This is a genomic window from Actinocrinis sp., from assembly GCF_035650855.1.
Taxonomy (GTDB): Bacteria; Actinomycetota; Actinomycetes; order Streptomycetales; family Catenulisporaceae; genus Actinocrinis.
The window spans coordinates 1-2,206 of the sequence record NZ_DASRGV010000080.1; the positions used below are offsets into that span (position 1 = coordinate 1).

The 2,206-nt window shown below is 71.5% G+C and carries 3 protein-coding genes; 2 read left to right on the forward strand and 1 reads right to left on the reverse strand.

Features of this window, described 5'->3' with window-relative positions:
* Positions 1–1,093: glutathione-independent formaldehyde dehydrogenase (locus tag VFB40_RS06440; RefSeq protein WP_324848371.1), on the forward strand; the 1,093-nt coding region annotated here is incomplete at its 5' end.
* Positions 1,094–1,161: 68 nt separating this feature from the next.
* The gene (locus tag VFB40_RS06445; RefSeq protein ID WP_324848372.1) at positions 1,162–1,341 is read left to right on the forward strand and encodes a hypothetical protein; all 180 of its coding nucleotides are present in this window, start codon (positions 1,162–1,164) and stop codon (positions 1,339–1,341) included.
* Positions 1,342–1,380: 39 nt separating this feature from the next.
* Here VFB40_RS06445 and VFB40_RS06450 read toward each other — a convergent pair.
* Positions 1,381–2,206, reverse strand: an 826-nt coding sequence (locus tag VFB40_RS06450; RefSeq protein WP_324848373.1) for a glycosyltransferase family 9 protein, incomplete at its 5' end; no start/stop codon positions are given.

Below are 2,206 nucleotides of genomic sequence, written 5' to 3' on the forward strand. Positions count from 1 at the left end.
GGAGCAGGTGCCCGACGCGCGCATCGAGGCGCCCACGGACGTCCTGGTGCGCATCACCGCGACCAACATCTGCGGTTCGGACCTGCATATGTACGAGGGCCGCACCAGCGTGGAGGAGGGCAAGGTCCTCGGCCACGAGAACCTCGGCCAGGTGATCGAGGTCGGCTCCGCGGTGGCCCGGATCAAGGTCGGCGACTGGGTGTGCCTGCCGTTCAACATCGCCTGCGGCTTCTGCCGCAACTGCGAGCGCGGCCTGACCGGCTTCTGTCTCACGGTGAACCCGGGCATGGCCGGCGGCGCCTACGGATACGCCGATATGGGCCCGTACAACGGCGGCCAGGCCGAACTGCTGCGCGTGCCCTTCGGCGACTTCAACTGCCTGCGGCTGCCCGAAGACGCGCAGGAGCGGCAGGACGACTACGTGATGCTCGCCGACATCTTCCCGACCGGGTACCACGCGACGGAGCTGGCACGGGTCAGCCCCGGCGACGCCGTCGCGGTCTTCGGCGCCGGGCCGGTCGGCCTGATGGCGGCCTACTCGGCGGCGATCCGCGGCGCCGCGAAGATCATGCTGGTCGATCATCAGCGGGACCGGCTGCGGCTGGCGGAGAAGATCGGCGCCCTCCCGGTCGACGCGAACGACGGCGATCCGGTCGAGCAGATCATGGAGCTGACCCAGGGCCGCGGCGCGGACAAGGGCTGCGACTGCGTCGGCTGGCAGGCGCACGACCCGGGCGGCACCGAGCACCCTGACATGGTCATCAACAACGTGGTCCGCTCGGTGCGCGCCACCGGGACGATCGGCGTGGTGGGCGTCTACGTGCCCAGCGACCCGAACTCGCCGGACGAGCTGGGCAAGGAGGGCCAGGTCGCCTTCGATCTGGGGCTGTTCTTCCAGAAGGGCCTGACCATGGGCAGCGGGCAGGCGAACGTCAAGGCGTACAACCGGCAGCTGCGCGACCTGATCCACGCCGGCCGCGCCGAGCCGTCGTTCCTGGTCTCGCACCACGTCGGATTGGATGACGCCCCGGACGCCTACCGCCACTTCGACCAGCGCGACGAGGGCTGGACCAAGGTGGTCCTCCACCCGTAGCTTGGTAGACCATGCGCGCTTGGCGATGGTTGTTCGGGGGCGTCAGCCTTACCAGACGCGCTGTCGTCATGGCCGGCGCGGTAGGTGTAGTCGCCCTTCTCGCGCGGCAGCTTCTCGGGCAGTGGGCGCTACCGGTCGTCATGCCGGTCGGCGTTGTCCTCATCGCGGCCGGATTGCGCGCCAGCCAGCCGGAACAGCCGCAGCCGCAGCCGCCCACTGACCAGGAAGCCCAGGACTCGGAGGCGTAGGAGTCGGGAGCCCAGGACTCGGGAGCGCAGTGAAGCCCGTCAGCCGACGGAATGCGCGGTCGCCTCGAGGAGCTTGTCGACGACGGCGATGACGTCCGTGGCGCGGATCGCGTCCAGGGCCGGATCGAGCTCGCTGCCGTGCGGATCGCCGTGGTAGCCGGGCTCTGCGACGTGCAGGGCCACGTGCCACGGGCGATCCGGCGGCGGCCCCCATTCGTTGGGCGGGATCGGGCCGAACAAGACCACTGACGGACGCCGGAACGCCGTCGCCAGGTGCGCCACGCCGGTGTCCCCGGAGACGACCAGCGCGGCCTCGGCCACCAGCGACGCGAGGTTGAGCGGCGTGGTCTGGCCGGCGACGGCGGCATGTGGCGGAAGGTCTGCGGCGCGCGCTACGTACGCGGCTAGGTCGCGCTCGGCTGCGGAGCCGGTGATGAGTACGCGCCAGCCGGACTTGTTGAGGTACCCGGCTACGGCCGCGAAGCGCGAGGGGGGCCAGCGGCGGCTTGCGTAGGCCGCTCCGGGATGGATGATGACGGGCCTGGCATAGTTGGCGGGCCACGCGCGGGCGGCGCTGTTCGAGCCCGCGGTTGCCCGGACGGCCGACGAATGCGGGTTCGGCGCCGCCGGGCGCGTTACCGGGTCCGGGGGCTGGAGATCCAGGTCGCTTGGGTCGGCCGGGATGCCGCTGCGCGTCAGCAGCCGGCACCAGCGGTGGACTTCGTGCTCGCTCGGCAGCCAGCGCGGACCGAGGCGGCACACGCCGCGATTCGCCGCGCGGCGGGCGGCGAAGCCCACGATCTGAGCGGGTCTCAGCTCTTCCAGCAGGCGGCGGCTGGCCGGTCCGTTGCCGTGCAGGTCGACG

Bases quoted from the DNA above. Each gene is read 5' to 3' on its own strand.
- VFB40_RS06445 (WP_324848372.1), top strand. From the start codon at position 1,162: ATGGCCGGCGCGGTAGGTGTAGTCGCCCTTCTCGCGCGGCAGCTTCTC.